The sequence below is a fragment of the Sporosarcina sp. FA9 genome (assembly GCF_051550205.1).
Classification (GTDB): domain Bacteria; phylum Bacillota; class Bacilli; order Bacillales_A; family Planococcaceae; genus Sporosarcina.
On record NZ_CP188819.1, the window covers coordinates 1,891,602 to 1,905,361 of the forward strand.

The 13,760-nt window shown below is 37.3% G+C and carries 9 protein-coding genes; 2 read left to right on the forward strand and 7 right to left on the reverse strand.

Features of this window, described 5'->3' with window-relative positions; all coding sequences use genetic code 11:
• Positions 1–63: 63 nt before the first annotated feature.
• Positions 64–1,317, reverse strand: a complete 1,254-nt coding sequence (locus ACP8HH_RS09275; protein ID WP_438310553.1) for a DinB/UmuC family translesion DNA polymerase — start codon at positions 1,315–1,317, stop codon at positions 64–66.
• Positions 1,318–1,557: 240 nt separating this feature from the next.
• Here ACP8HH_RS09275 and ACP8HH_RS09280 point away from each other — a divergent pair, with 240 nt between their 5' ends.
• Positions 1,558–2,736 (forward strand): MFS transporter, encoded by a 1,179-nt coding sequence (locus ACP8HH_RS09280; RefSeq protein ID WP_438310555.1) that lies wholly within the window; start codon positions 1,558–1,560, stop codon positions 2,734–2,736.
• A gap of 94 nt (positions 2,737–2,830) precedes the next feature.
• On the opposite strand, the gene ACP8HH_RS09285 is transcribed toward ACP8HH_RS09280, so the two are convergent.
• From ACP8HH_RS09285 to ACP8HH_RS09300, 4 genes are all read right to left on the reverse strand, one after another.
• Positions 2,831–3,805 (reverse strand): proline dehydrogenase family protein, encoded by a 975-nt coding sequence (locus ACP8HH_RS09285; protein WP_438310557.1) that lies wholly within the window; start codon positions 3,803–3,805, stop codon positions 2,831–2,833.
• Between the two features lie 65 nt (positions 3,806–3,870).
• Positions 3,871–4,395, reverse strand: coding sequence for a DUF2179 domain-containing protein (locus ACP8HH_RS09290; protein WP_438310560.1), 525 nt, complete (start codon positions 4,393–4,395; stop codon positions 3,871–3,873).
• Between the two features lie 32 nt (positions 4,396–4,427).
• Positions 4,428–6,473, reverse strand: coding sequence for a CocE/NonD family hydrolase (locus ACP8HH_RS09295; protein WP_438310563.1), 2,046 nt, complete (start codon positions 6,471–6,473; stop codon positions 4,428–4,430).
• A 56-nt stretch (positions 6,474–6,529) separates the two neighbouring features.
• A complete protein-coding gene (locus ACP8HH_RS09300; RefSeq protein WP_438310566.1) occupies positions 6,530–8,032 on the reverse strand; it encodes a BCCT family transporter in 1,503 nt (500 codons plus the stop codon).
• A gap of 292 nt (positions 8,033–8,324) precedes the next feature.
• On the opposite strand from ACP8HH_RS09300, the gene ACP8HH_RS09305 reads away from it, so the two are divergent.
• Positions 8,325–9,005, forward strand: coding sequence for a TetR family transcriptional regulator (locus ACP8HH_RS09305; protein ID WP_438310569.1), 681 nt, complete (start codon positions 8,325–8,327; stop codon positions 9,003–9,005).
• Positions 9,006–9,067: 62 nt separating this feature from the next.
• On the opposite strand, the gene ACP8HH_RS09310 is transcribed toward ACP8HH_RS09305, so the two are convergent.
• Positions 9,068–9,835: a hypothetical protein gene (locus ACP8HH_RS09310; protein ID WP_438310570.1), complete on the reverse strand. Its 768-nt coding sequence runs from the start codon at positions 9,833–9,835 to the stop codon at positions 9,068–9,070.
• 2 nt (positions 9,836–9,837) lie between these two features.
• A complete protein-coding gene (locus ACP8HH_RS09315) occupies positions 9,838–13,683 on the reverse strand; it encodes an AAA domain-containing protein (RefSeq protein WP_438310573.1) in 3,846 nt (1,281 codons plus the stop codon).
• Positions 13,684–13,760: the final 77 nt, after the last annotated feature.

Below are 13,760 nucleotides of genomic sequence, written 5' to 3' on the forward strand. Positions count from 1 at the left end.
GCATTATTGTTGTTAGATTTAACTGCTTAAAAAAGAGGTTTTAAAAAACTAATCTTCAATCCCTCACTTATAATGTCCGCCAATTAACTTCGCTCGTTCTACTGCTGTTCCAGCCTTAGTATAAGAAACTGCACGTAAAACTGCTGTAGAACCATACTTAGTTCTAAGCGAATCCATAGTAGCTCCAAGCTTTCTGTTACGCCATTTATGCTCATCAAACAGACTAAGTTGCATAGAATGTTCTTCCTCTAAATTCGTGAGACTCACCGAAAGACGACGAACGGGACGACCATCATGAAACTTATCGAATAACTGAGTAGATGTCTTATAGATTTCCATTGTCTCATTCGTTGCTTCACTTATAGATTGTGACCGACCGAAACCTCCACCAAGCGCATGCTTTGAATACGCAACGGACAAATGAATTGTACGACCTGCTCTGTCTGCCTCCCTAGCTCTCCTTGCAACGTCTTCACACATTTCAAGTATAACTGTAAGAACATCTTTCCGCGTTGTGTAATCACTGTGTAAAACTTGACCCTTGCCGTAACTTACCTGCCCTTCGATCAGGGGTGCTCCCATATCAGACAAATCAATGCCGTGCGCGTGGTAATACAACTGATTCCCCATAATTCCAAACTTTTTTTCAAGGCTTACAAGGGGGGTTCGTGCAAGATCACCTACTGAAAATATCCCCATATTATTAAGCGTTTTTTCCGTACGACCTCCTATACCCCACATTCGGCTTAGTGGAGCAATTGGCCACAATTTTTCGGGTACAGATTCATATGTCCAGTGTGCAATGCCCGTCTTTTTTGCTTCAATATCTAGTGCTAATTTAGACAGCAACATATTGGGACCGACTCCACATGCTGAACGTAGTTGAAATTGATTCGTAAGATCATCTTGTATCTGTTTCACAGTTTCTATTAAGGGGCCCCAAAGCCTTTCAGTTCCACCAAGATCAATGAAGCTTTCATCGATGCTATATACATGAATGGCTTCTTTCGGAACGTAACGATTCAAAAGACGGGCAATTTCCATCGACACTTTTATATAAAACGCCATCTTTGGCTCAATCAAATGAATCGTCGGATCATCCGGTATCTCAAAAAGGCGCATACCGGTTTGTACACCAAATTCTTTTTTTAAACGAGGCGATGCGGCAAGAACGATTCCCCCTTTCCGTTTTTTATCCCCAATAATTGCAATCGGTGTATCCATAATATCGAGCCCTTCAATTGCAGCTGCACAACTCGCATAAAAACTTCTCATGTCTAGACATACCATTTGTCGAACCGGTAAATGCTCGTACATTAACATCCCTCCAAAAAGAGAACGTGCGTTCTTTTTAGTATAGCATATTAAGCCGATTTTATTCAATTGGTAATTATACCCCGTAGGCATCAAGATGTTTAGGTGCCGAAAACTTTCGTTTCCCAAAGGACTTGTATTTCCAACATACAAGTCTATAATTTATTATAAAGGTTCTAAAATATAATAAAGTGTGGAGATTCTATGCGTCCTTATAATGAAAGAGTCAGTATATCCCATGGAATGGCATCGACCATTGCGTTAAATTTCTCAAATAACTTTTTTCCGATCTTTGCAATTACCATTCTAGGTGCGACAAACTATCAAGTCGGATTAATCAGCTCCTTGCCCCCACTTATGGCGTTGCTTATGACAATTCCAGCTGCAATCCTGTTAAACAGAGCCTATGCACAAAAGAAACTTGTCGCATTCTCGGTCTTACTCGCACGTTTAATGTTTATCCTAATTATTACGCTCGTTTACTTGCCTACTGGACCTTTTCGGGCTTGGGCATTTCTTGTCGTTATTGCTTTGATGAGCATGCCCAATACGGTTGCAAATATTGGATGGCAGACACTTATTAGCGGGTTAATTCCTGATTCAAGACGAGGCGCATTTTTTAGCGATCGAAATCGGTTATTGACAATGGTTGGTCTCGTATCGACCTTATTCATTGGTATAGTAATGAAGAATTCATCTGAAAACGTTTTTGCCTACCAATTGTTATTTGGAGCGGCATTTTTCTTTGGTTTGGTGGAAGTATTCTTATTGATGAAACACAAAGAAGATGAAACGGTAAAAACCGATGAGTTAAAAAAGAAAAAAATGATGGATTGGTCTATTTTTAAAAACTCCCGCTATGTATGGTTTTTAGTTGGAGCACTCTTCTTTAATTTCACTTGGCAAATGGCGTGGGGCATTTTTAATATTTATCATGTACGAGTTCTTGGAGCAACAATTTTTTGGATTAGCATGTTTTCTGTTGGGAGTATGTTAATGCAAATCATCGGTTTTCCACTTTGGAAAAAATGGGCAGAACGCAAATCAAATGTACTCGTATTTGTATGGGCGGCACTCGGGATGGCAACCACACCTTTTTTAACAGTGCTCTCAACGAACTTATATTATATAACATTTGTGCAATCAACTTCCGGGTTTTTCTTAGCGGGTGTCGTATTGCTGCTGTTCAACTTATTACTTGAACAGTCTCCTGAAACTTCACGCACATATTGCATTACCACCTATAATGTCTTACTGGCTATAGTGGCCTTCATCGCACCACAAATTGGTATTTGGATGCTCGAGTCATTTGGTGTGGAAGCGGCAATGTATATCAATTCAAGTCTACGCTTGGTCAGTGCAGCACTCTTTTTTGTGGTGTATCTAAAATACGCACGCGACTCTAAAGTTTTAAGCATATGAAAACAACAAAAAGTCTTGACTTAAACGAATGTTGAATCTTCGTTTGAGCCAAGACTTTTTTGTTTCAAGATGTCTTTTCTAATCTATTAATAACTTACTTTTTCTTCGAGATTCTTCCCAACAAAAATGCAGCTGCAGAAAGACCAATAATCGTGTTTGTTTTCTTAGTGAAAACTTGTTTAACAACAAGGTTTAAGTTTTGTGGTCTTTCAGCGAGACGGCGCATGAAGTATCCGTACCAGTCGTCACCGAATGGAACGTATGTACAGAAATTGTACCCTTCTTTTGCTAAACTCAGTTGCATATCTGTTCTAAAACCATACAACATTTGGAATTCAAATTTATCATTTGAAATGTTGTTTACTTTCACAAATTCTTTAACATGGTTAATAACCACGTGATCATGAGTTGCTATAGATGTGAATTTGCCGTTTAACAGATTCCATTCGATAAGTTTAATATAGTTCTCATCAATGTCTTTCTTGTTTTGATATGCAAATTCTTCGGACTCTTTATACGCACCTTTAACAATACGTAAGCGATAATTTTTATATTTTTGAATATCCTCTTCCGCTCTAAAGAAATAAGCTTGGATTACAGTACCGATATTCGAATATTCTTCAGATAGCGTCTCTAAAAGATCAAACGAAGATTGTAAACGGTTGTAATCCTCCATGTCGAAGTTAATGAATATATCATAGTTACTTGCTTTAGCTACGATTTCCCTTAAATTTTCCAAACAAAAATCATAGTCAATATCCAGACCTAATTGAGATGGTTTTAAGGATATATGTGCATCTACTTCATGCGTATGAATTGCTTCAACCACTTCTAGAATCTGTTCTTTTGCTTTAGTTGCTTCCACTCTTTCAAAAACAAATTCGCCTAAATTATCGACCGTACAAGAAATTCCATGTGCATTCAATTCTTTAATGCTTTGAATTGTTTCTTCGACATTAGTACCCGCGACAACATTTTGTGCACCTAATTTTAAACCATACTTTTTAGCTGCACTGTTTAGGATTTGGTTTTGAGATAACCCTATAAATAAATCTTTTAATAAAGCCATACTAACTACCTCACAATCATTTTATAATGTTACCAACTAATATTAAACCTTTATGCGTATAATAGCTAATTTTGTACCGGGTTAAGATTTTTAAGTAAAAATCCGCCGTTCATCTTGTTCGGCTCATAGGAAATAATGAACGCCTTGGGTGATAATGAGATGACTAGATCTCTTAGCTTCTTCTCGTAATGTCTTTTAGCCAATATTTTAATAACCAACCTTTGACCGTCTTTCCCATCGGCTACCCATGATGTAACACCGTATCCTTGTTGTCGAATTTTCATCGGTATTTCGATTTCTAGTGAATCTACGACTACGTCAAAGACTATATATCCAAGTGCCAAACGCGCCTCAATTTTACTTCCAAGAAAGACACCCATTCCCCAACCTAAACAATATGCCGCTATATTAATAGGTTTATCCAAATTGTCTAGGACAATTGTCAACCCCATAAGATATACAAATACTTCTCCCATCGACAGAAAAGATGCGACTACTCGATATCCTTTAATAACTAGGATTACACGCAATGTGAACAAAGAAACATAAATGATATTTATTACGATGATGGTCAAAAGCATTGTGAGCATGGGGCTAATTCACTCGATTCTCGTTAAATTTTTTAAATGAAGTCTCTTGGTATTTCCTTTTTCCATACTTTATTGAATACTTCTTTATTACCTTCATAAGCAATCAGATGATTTGTTAGATAAAACTGATCTTCATCAGCAGTCATGATGCTGACGCTTTCCAAACTCGTTTGCCATTCACCACGACCCAATGTCAATGTCCAATCACATTGTACTTTGGCAGACAATGGATCACCTTCTGCAATTGTATAGATATTGCGATTCGTGCTGCCATATTCGATTCCGTTGGAAGGCAACATTCTTGCACCCTCATCAGAGAAGTCATCCAGTGTCCATACGTTTGTAATTGTATTATGTCTGATTTCCCTTGTCCGGTTCGCCTCGCGTAATATCTCTCTTTCCATTACAGCAGCTGTTTCAGGATGCTGGAACGGTTTTAGTTCTTGATCGATTGCTTTCGCTTCTCGGATTGGTAAAGAGAGAAACGTTTTTTCATTTGTGAAAACTGTCAAAGTTACTGGCACAGGAGACGGCCATGCGTGTGGCCAGTATGTTGGAGAAACCGCTAATTGCCAACAATGTCCCGCAGGCAAAGTATGGCCAATCGCATTCATTTGCACCGTTACGGTATATTTTTCACCAGGTTCCAAATATTCGGGGTGCTCATGACTGTTGCGGTGTGTTAAATTCAACACTCCCCATGTGACACGAGTTGAAGAACCATCTGGCGCAACGTCATTAAGACGTACTGCAATTAATGCATTCCTTTGGTCTGATGCAACCTCAACCGTGAACTCAGGAAAACCAAGAATTTCTACTGATTCATTTACCGGTTCCGAAGTGAAAACTACAGACAAACCATTTTCAATACGCTGATCTGAGGGAAGGTCTCCCGGTTGTCCAAACGGGCAGAAAACGCCTGAGTAAAGACCATGTTCTTGAATACTTGAAACGATAATCGCTTCTTCCGAAACCTGCTTTTCATTTAATTGATTGTTGCTCAAATAATACTGTTTTCGTGTATCCACTTCAGGAGGCCACTCATTTTCAGCAACCCAATGACCTGGACGTATTGCATAATCCGTTTTAGGCGGCACGCTGTCATTTACCCAAGCACGAAGCATTGGTTCTTCCATAATGCCTGTATCAATGTCTTTTAACCAGTGATCCCACCAACGTAAGCATTCTTGTAAAAATCCAATTTGCGGACCTGGAACAGCTACTTCTGGATATTCGTGTGCCCAAGGTCCAATCAATCCTTTACGAGGACCCTTTAAACCTTCAAGTAGTCGGGGAATCGCATTTGTATAACCGTCAGCCCATCCGCCTACCGCATAAACTGGAATATCGATATCATCATAATTTTCAGCGACAGAACCGTGTTTCCAATATTCGTCTCGTCGTTGGTGATTTACCCATTCCTCAACGAATGGTGGTGTTTCTAAACGTTCCAACCAACTCTTTCTCCAAGCATCTCCAACAATTTCAGGGTCTGCTGGTCGTCCGTTGTACGCAAGCATTGTGGAACCCCACCAAAGCATATCAGAGGCAAGAAGTGTTCCACCTTTATAATGAACGTCATCTGCATAACGGTCGTCCGTAGACATAAGTGTGATAATCGCTTTAAGTTCGGGATGACGGCGTGCCGCAATTTGTAGGCCGTTAAATCCACCCCACGACTTTCCAATCATACCAATTCCACCAGTAAACCATGATTGCTCAGCAATCCAAGATAATACTTCAAGACCATCATCGTGCTCCAACTTTAAATATTCATCTGCCAAAATACCGTCTGAATCACCGCATCCACGCATGTCCACACGAATACTCGCATAGCCGTGACCCGCAAAATACGGATGACGAATCGAGTCTCGTAGTGCAGTAAAATCGTTTTTGCGATAAGGAAGATATTCCAAAATAGCAGGTACTGGATGTGCTTCTGCATCTACCGGGAGCCAAATACGAGCTGAAAGTCTTGTCCCATCCGACATCGGAATCCAAACATGTTCAATTTCCTGAACCTCTCTTGGAAACTTTGTTTTAATTGATCTGTTTGATTCGCGCACGTTGAAAACCATATAATTACCTCCATTAATATTCATGAAAAATCAATACTTTAAAATTACAATTCACTTTATTGTTTCGGGAAATCCTGTTTTAACCATCTAAAGAACGAAATGATTAACAGAATATAAATGATGAAAATCGGTACGGAAACAATAACTGCTGAAGTTTGGATTACCCTTAAACCTCCTACGAATAGTAAGGTAAGGGAGAGTATCGCTAAAATCGCACCCCATACCATACGATGCCATCTCGCAGGTTCCTGTCCTTCGTTCAATTCCTTCGTAGCAATTGCAGCGAGAATATAGGTCGCGGAATCGAGTGAAGTTGACAAAAAGATAATTGCCAGAAAAACGAAGAATGGTAAAACAATGTAGCTCATTGGTAATGTTTTTAATATCTCAACAATCGTTGCAGGGCCACCGCTGTCATTTAAAATATCTTTTACGGGAAGAATATCATTCAATTGCAAATTCATCGTATATCCACCGAATACTGCAAAATAAATCCAGCCACCAATCGAACCCCACAACAACATATGGGTTATCAATTCGCGTAGTGTTCGCCCTTTTGAAATCCGTGCAACAAACAACCCCATAAACGGAGCCGTAGCTGCAAACCAAGCCCAGTAAAACACAGTCCAAGCTTGTGGAAATCCACCCTTACCAATTGGATCTGTGTAAAAACTCATAAATGCAAAGTTTTGAATCATCAAACCAAAGCTATTGGAAAAGTACGTCAATATAAACAATGTCGGTCCTGCAATGAATACGAAAATTGCTAAAGCTAATGCAAGAAAAACATTTATGTCACTTAGTCGCTTAATCCCTTTATGTAGTCCCATATACGCACTTGCAGAATAAATAACTGTAATACTCATTACAATAATCGCATCAAGCATGAGCGATTGTTGTAAACCAAAAATGCTGCCGACAACTGCGGAAACCATTGGAACGCCTAATCCAAGTGACGTACCAAGACCACCGACCAAACTCCAAATGACTAACACATCAATTAATTTTGCTACCCATCCATCGGCATATTTACCGAGTGCACCACTTAGTGCGGTACTCAATTTTAACGAAGGGCGCTTCCTCACAAAATACGAGTATGCAATGACAACCGTAGGGAATGCATAAAGCGACCAAGCGGATATTCCCCAATGAAATAAGCCATATGTTAATGCCCACTCTGCAGCTTCGTTACTTTCAGGTTCAATTCCGAAAGGCGGTCCCATGAAATAGAAAATCGGTTCTAACATTGACCAATACATAATACTTGTACCCATGCCTGCCGTGAACAACATCGTGCCCCAACTAAATGTGGAAAACTCGGGTTTTCCTTCACCTAATTTAATTTTCCCATAGCGACTAAATGCAATCCACAGAAGTATTACAAACAGTCCTATTGTTAAGAATTGAAATGCCCAATCCATTTTATAAGTAATCGACGTCATTATTTTATCTAAATACGGCTGTGCAGTCGCCTGGTTTACTACTAATAACACTGTTGCAGCAGCTATTACAACAATCGATGCCCAAAAAACAAATTTATCAATTTGTACTTTCCCCATATTTCTCCCCCTTTTCATACTCTTTGATTATAAAAACATATATCCGCATTGCATAATAAAATTAGCGACCTAGGAGATTTCATAAGAAAACTTACTTGTTAGCTTTCCTATCTTCTCAAATTTCATACGAATCTAATAAGATTTATATAAATAGGACTTATGCAGTTGCGGCATTTTATAATCAGTGTTAGTTTAGTAATCATGATTACTAATTATATTGATAATAGTAACACATAGATAAATGTAGAACAATCCAAAAGTTATAATTCATATCGTATTATTAATTGAAGGAGTGTTGAAATTGGGCAACAAGAAAATCCAAAAAAGTCGTATGTGGAAATATTTTATTGATGCTACAGTTGGAATTATCAAAGAAGAAGGCATGGAACACGTAACCATACGAAAAGTTGCTGATCGCGCGGGTTATAACAGTGCTACAATTTATAATTACTTTTCCGAATTATCTCATCTAATTTTTTTCGCATCTATGAAACTTTTAAAAGAATATACTGTTGATGTAGCTGTATATATGGATAAAGGAAAAACTCCTTTAAATAAATACATTCTTGCATGGGAATGCTTCTGCAAGCATTCTCTCCAACAGCCCGATGTTTTCCACGCAGTTTTCATTATGGATCTTGGGGATCAGCCCGACGAGCTTATTAAAAAGTATTATGAAGTATATCCCGCGGAGTTAATTAACATACCTGAAGATTTGAAGCCGATTTTAATCGAACGGAATATGACCAAGCGAGGTAAATCCATTTTGCAATCTGCGGCCAAGGAAGGCCAAATTAGTGAAAACCAAGTAGACGATCTTAATGAAATCACAATTTTAATATGGCAAGGAATGCTAACAAATATATTAAACAACCGATTAGACTATCAATTGGAAGAAGCAGAAATACTTATAATGCGATATATTAAACAATTTGTAGACAATGCAAAAACAACGAACATTCCTGTAAAATGAATAAAACTCCGTCAGCCTATTTTTATAGGTGACGGAGTTTTATTAACGAGTGGATTTTACAGTTAAACAGTATTCCCTCGTAAATACTTTTCTCTCCACGTTTTTAGTTCTTTTTCATTTAATAACGCTTCTACTGTTTCATCCCAGTAGCCCAACAATGTATTCCAAACTCGCACATAGAAAATATCTTCCACTTCATTGTATAGTCTGATTTCAATACAGGGCACTAGGTCACGCTGTATTTGATATACCGTTACAATTTCGGAGATAACTACTTGAATATTTTCTTCATTTGATTCCGCACCCATTAATCTTAGTGCGTTTAGTAAAACATCTTCTTTAATCGAAACTACATTCCAATCATCGAATTCTTTACTATATCGATACATTTCTTCTTCAATATAAGAAGTACTATTGGTGTTTTCTTTTAAAAAAGACTGATGACATGGACTATATACCATTTTTTTAGAATCATTTTTTGGTTCATGTAAAAAAACACCAGTTTCAAGTTGTTGTATTCCCTCAATTGTCAACGTGAAAAAGTCTTTCTTTTTTTCAATCAAATGGGCACTTCGCATTTTTGAAACTAAATCGTCAATGAAAAGCGGTTCAACGAGAAGTATTGCACCTATCTCATCAATAGAAGAAATCTGCTCTTTTTTGAATGTGATCAGCATCATTTTCATAAGAATATCCATTTTTGTCCGCATCACAGTTTTGTATTCAATCATTACGGAATGAACAGGCAAGCTCCACGAAAGTGTATCCACGATTTCCACATTGATATCTTGAAGTAATTCCTTTGTAAGTTGTTTTTTTATATCTTCCATTTCTACACTTCCTCACTTACTTGCATAAGTATATTTCCCTTCGAATCTCTGAAGCCATTCTCTCTTTTAATATGCTCGAGTAATCTCCCATACATTTCTTTAGAATTAGCATCTTTGACTCGCAAAGTGAACATTTCTGAACTTCCTACAATCATAAGCAGCTCTCGTGCACGCGATAAAGCGACATTGAGTCTTCTATAATCTTTCGCAAATCCAATATCCCCACCATTATCCTTGTGGTTACGCACAAAACTTAAAATAATAATATCCATTTCCATTCCTTGAAATTTGTCCACTGAACCGGTTCTACAATGCAAATGTTCAGGCATCAATTCCTGATCTATTAACCGATTTATCCGCTTTACTTGTTCACCGTAAAAGCTAATTACACCTACACTTTTTTTGGCGTCTGGCTCCATCTGGCCATCGATTTTAAGTTTTCCCGTTGCCACATTCAAATCCAATAGAAGGTCTTTAATCATTTTTAATTCAGATTGATTGAACCGACTTGTTCCACCCTTTACTTTGTCTTCAAAATAGTTTTGTTCATTTGGCATATCAAACCAAAGAACATGGTTTTTTCTATTCACAAAACGTGATGATAGTAAGTGGTCCCTCGAAGCATTTGAATCCATTAAGCCACACTTCAAGCTATAATTGGCTTCCTCATAGAAAGGTGTTATCGTCTGCATAATGCTTTCATGCATTCTGTATTGAATTCCGAGCATTGTTTTATTTTGCTTTGGTAGTGTTCTGAAAAGACGTTCAAAAAGCGATTCCTTCAGCAACTTTTCCAACTCATTTTTCTCTTCATGGCTGTCTATTTCCACGAGAAACTCTTCTAGCGTTTCTTGTCCAACTAATGGTGGTAATTGGTGATGATCTCCAACTAGAATAATCTTTTTCCCTTTTAACATCGGTAGAAGCAATTCTGGGGGTGTTGCTTTTGATACTTCGTCGATAATGACTACATCAAAGGTAGGATACTCTTCCATGAAATCACGTCTTGCGGACGCCACACAGGTTGTTCCAATTACGTTCGCATGTCGTACATACATTTTACGAATTTCATCTAAATCATATGCGTTTGCTTCCATAAGTAAATCCAACCATTCTTGTTGCAATAATTGCATCGCTGGTAATCGTTTTTTTTCAATTTGTATCTTTTCAATGGAATTCAATTGTTTAAAATAACGTGCCGACACCTCTTCACGAAGGTCTTCGGGGTTCTGTTCTAACAAATTAGCCAAAACAACTCCGATTCCTTCCAGTTCAAGAACTTCCAACTGTATTCCTTTTATCTTCTCGTTTACATCATGCATTTTCAAAGTGGTGTCTTCTAGCAAGATAAGTACATATTCGTTTTCCAACTTTTTCTTTTGTACATGAAGTGAGCGTTCTTCAAATTCTTTCTTAGCTGTTACATAATTAGAATGCATTTCCTTTTTTCTAGCCAACTCATCGATAGCAGAAGCAATTGCCGGAATTTCTTTAACAGTACCAAATGCAGAGGTTTTTTGTTGAAGATTACTCAGTATGAGCTCATGGCCTTTTATAACAATTCGATGCTCATTTACATCCGTTCTCATATTAAATATAGAGTGTTCTAAAAATGCTGTAACTTCTTTTTTAATCATTGTGTACATATGTTTTGAATTCTCGACATTTTCAATTTTACTTTGTGAATAATTTAGTTTCTCTATTAATACTTCAAGTGCAATGCTCAGTTTTTCAAGATATTCATATTTTTCAGGGGAATAGTTTCTAGACTCAAGAAATCGTTTCACAGAATCATCAATTAAAAAACCTCCTACTCGATCAATGAGCACGTGGATTTCTTTAGCTGTACTTGGTTTCGAATTCCCTTTATTTCTGACCGGCTGTTTAATGAAACCATTCTTTTTTAATACAATACCAATCTTTTCAATCGCAATCTCAAGTCGGTTTATTAAGGATTTCCAGTCAGTATAAGTATCCTGTACTACCGTGGATTTCAGGACATTAATCAATTCATTGAGAATTGTTATTTTCCGTCTCAATTCAAAAGGAAGCATTATTTCAGCAGTATTCAAACTTCTTTCTAAATTATTCAATTTTGTGATTGGCTGAGTTTCTATTACTAGATCCTGCATTCGCTTCATTTTCACTTGTTTTAATTCAATATCTATTTTGAGTTTTTCAAGCAAAACTTCTTCACTTTTAATCAGTTCTATTGTTTCATAATGGCTTATAAATTCTTTTAATAGTACTAGTTCTTTCTCTAAGGTTTCCATTTTCGTTATTTTCTCTGCGCTTATGCTCTCAACTTGCAAGAATCGATCCATTTCAGCGATTTCAGTACATAATTCACTTGTATTATTGCTCAATTTAGTATGAATGTTTACTAACTCTTCATGCTCAATTTTTGTATATGCTAATTTTTCATTACATTTATGTATTTTTTCAGAGTATCCCTGATATTCAATTTTCACGAGTTCTTTTTCTCTTATTTTTTCATCAAGAGTGGCTAGTTCAGTTTCGAGAACAAGTAATTGCTCGTTACTTTTATCCAGTTCGATTTTAAGTTGTTGTTCTTTTTTCAAATGATTCCCCAGTTGATCTTTTACAGCATCTATTGTTTGGCTCTTCCAATTTAACGCAACGTTTTCCTCGATGAATTTCTTTCCCTCTTCTTCGATACTTTCCGTACGTCCGTACCGTAGGATTCGTATGTCTTGATGGGATAGTAATCTACCTAGTGCGTTGTCAACAGCCAAATTCGCCTGAGAAGCTACAAGAGTACGTAGACCAGCTTTTACATTTTGATGGCATATTTCAGAAATAACTGTTGTTTTACCAGTACCCGGTGGTCCTTGGATTACATACAAATCATTCGATGTCATAGCGCCCGTGACCGCTTCCTTTTGGAAGGTGTTTAACTCATTATGGAATTCAAGGTCCTTTTTCGTTTTGGAAATCCGTACAGTTGGTCGTTCTTCGAAAAGAATTCTTTCTAAATTCGCGTTCGCTGCAAGACCATCTTCTAAATCTTTGAACCCTTTTCTGAGTCTTTTCACTTGGCTTAGTTCGGCAAAATTACTAAACACAATTTCTTTAAATGCTTTTGGCTGCCACTCATTTCGTCTAAGGAGATCCTGGTATTTACGACTCAATTCAATTTCTATAGTTTGTTTTGACTTATTCACATTTGTTACGTTTCCAATGTCATCCGAAGAACCTTTCATCTTTGCACTAAATCCTCTAATCGTTTTCCAATCATTGCTTTTCAAGTCTTTGCAAACAATCGTCAACTTACTAAAATCATCATTAAAACGAACGTTCGAAAATGGCGTTGTAATATCGGCAACATCAGCATTCTTTTCCTGAATACGTAAATATCCTTCCCAACTCGCAATTCGTTTCTTCACATATTCGGAACGATCTTCGGCAATCGGTAATTCACGAATACTTGTGTATAAGTCCATTGGCATTGTAACACTTGAATTTCTTCCCAAGTGAAACTTAAGTTTTGCGAAAAGACGACGGTTTGTGCGTACTGTTTCTCTTCTACCCCTTACGTGAAAGCCAGTTGCAAGAAAACCATCATTTTTATAAATACATTCCATAACAGCTACTTTGTCATCTATTCGTTTTGATAAAACATCATTTGATTGATTGTCAAAGAAGATTCTAAAGGACATATTGCCATGGCGATTTTCAGGACGTTTTTCTATGTATACATTAAAACCACTTTGCATCGCAAAAAACGAATGCTCATCTCGTGTATATTTCATTATTCCTTTGCGCGCAGTATCCGTTAAACTAAGGCCGCATGGCATTATTTTATTTGTAGATCCTTCTTTTTTCATTCATAATCCCACTTTCTACAACCCTAATAAAAAAATGGGCAGTCAAAGATCACGACTTCCCATGATAATAGGTAAAA

What these genes read in the sequence shown, in the direction of transcription:
- ACP8HH_RS09315 (WP_438310573.1), bottom strand. Translation starts at nt 13,683, where the DNA reads ATGAAAAAAGAAGGATCTACAAATAAAATAATGCCATGCGGCCTTAGT.
- ACP8HH_RS09285 (WP_438310557.1), bottom strand. Translation starts at nt 3,805, where the DNA reads ATGGCTTTATTAAAAGATTTATTTATAGGGTTATCTCAAAACCAAATC.
- ACP8HH_RS09300 (WP_438310566.1), bottom strand. Translation starts at nt 8,032, where the DNA reads ATGGGGAAAGTACAAATTGATAAATTTGTTTTTTGGGCATCGATTGTT.
- ACP8HH_RS09275 (WP_438310553.1), bottom strand. Translation starts at nt 1,317, where the DNA reads ATGTACGAGCATTTACCGGTTCGACAAATGGTATGTCTAGACATGAGA.
- ACP8HH_RS09310 (WP_438310570.1), bottom strand. Translation starts at nt 9,835, where the DNA reads ATGGAAGATATAAAAAAACAACTTACAAAGGAATTACTTCAAGATATC.
- ACP8HH_RS09290 (WP_438310560.1), bottom strand. Translation starts at nt 4,395, where the DNA reads ATGCTCACAATGCTTTTGACCATCATCGTAATAAATATCATTTATGTT.
- ACP8HH_RS09295 (WP_438310563.1), bottom strand. Translation starts at nt 6,473, where the DNA reads ATGGTTTTCAACGTGCGCGAATCAAACAGATCAATTAAAACAAAGTTT.
- ACP8HH_RS09280 (WP_438310555.1), top strand. Translation starts at nt 1,558, where the DNA reads ATGGCATCGACCATTGCGTTAAATTTCTCAAATAACTTTTTTCCGATC.